General features: G+C 65.2%; 1 protein-coding gene. It reads right to left on the bottom strand.

Going from position 1 to position 1161, the window contains the following annotated elements; genetic code table 11:
- Positions 1 to 1161: RNA polymerDNA-directed RNA polymerase subunit B (locus tag BGN95_RS10520; protein WP_502688279.1), on the bottom strand; the 1161-nt coding region annotated here is incomplete at both ends.

The raw sequence follows: 1161 nt of genomic DNA, 5'->3' as shown, positions 1-1161 counted from the left end.
GTTTTCCAGGAACGGAATGAGCGAGGCGGCCACCGAGACGAGCTGCTTGGGGCTGACGTCCATCAGCGTGATCGTGTCGCGCGGGGCCATCACGAATTCGCCGTTCTGGCGCGCCGAGACGAGTTCCTCGACGAACGAGCCGTCCGCCGTGGTTTCGGCCGAAGCCTGCGCCACGGTGTGCTTCTGCTCTTCCATGGCCGAGAGGTACACGACCTCCTTGGTCACCTTGCCGTCCACGACCTTGCGGTACGGCGTTTCGATGAAGCCGTACTTGTTAACGCGGGCGAAGGTGGACAGCGAGTTGATCAGACCGATGTTCGGGCCTTCCGGCGTTTCGATCGGGCAGATGCGGCCATAGTGCGTCGGGTGAACGTCGCGGACCTCGAAGCCCGCGCGTTCGCGGGTAAGACCGCCCGGCCCGAGCGCCGAAACGCGGCGCTTGTGCGTCACTTCGGACAGCGGGTTGGTCTGGTCCATGAACTGCGACAGCTGCGACGAACCAAAGAACTCGCGCACCGCGGCCACCGCCGGCTTGGCGTTGATCAGGTCGTTCGGCATGACCGTCGACACGTCGACCGACGACATGCGCTCCTTCACCGCGCGTTCCATGCGCAGCAGGCCGACGCGGTACTGGTTCTCCAGCAGCTCGCCCACCGAACGCACGCGGCGGTTGCCGAGGTTGTCGATGTCGTCGACTTCGCCCTTGCCGTCCTTCAGGTTCACCAGTTCCTTGACCACCGCGAGGATATCGTCGGTGCGCAGGGTGGTGACCGTATCCGGGCAGTCGAGGCCGAGGCGCATGTTGAGCTTGACGCGGCCCACAGCCGAAAGGTCGTAGCGGTCGGCGTCGAAGAACAGGCCGTCGAACAGCGCTTCGGCGGTTTCGCGCGTCGGCGGTTCGCCGGGGCGCATCACGCGATAGATGTCGGCCAGCGCCTGGTCGCGGTCCTCGGCCTTGTCGGCCTTCATCGTGTTGCGGATCCACGGGCCGGTGTTGACGTGGTCGATGTCGAGCAGTTCGAGCCGGTCGACGCCCGCCTTGTCGAGCACTTCGAGGTTCTCGGGGCTGACTTCGTCGCCCGCCTCGATCCAGATGCGGCCGGTCGATTCGTCGATCAGGTCCTTGGCCGAATAGCGGCCGAAGATTTCCTCGGTCGGGAT

The organism is Sphingomonas sp. 66-10 (assembly GCF_001897045.1).
GTDB lineage: Bacteria > Pseudomonadota > Alphaproteobacteria > Sphingomonadales > Sphingomonadaceae > Sphingomonas > Sphingomonas lycopersici.
Note: the sequence above shows the minus strand (reverse complement) of the source record. Positions and strands in the feature narration are given on the sequence as shown.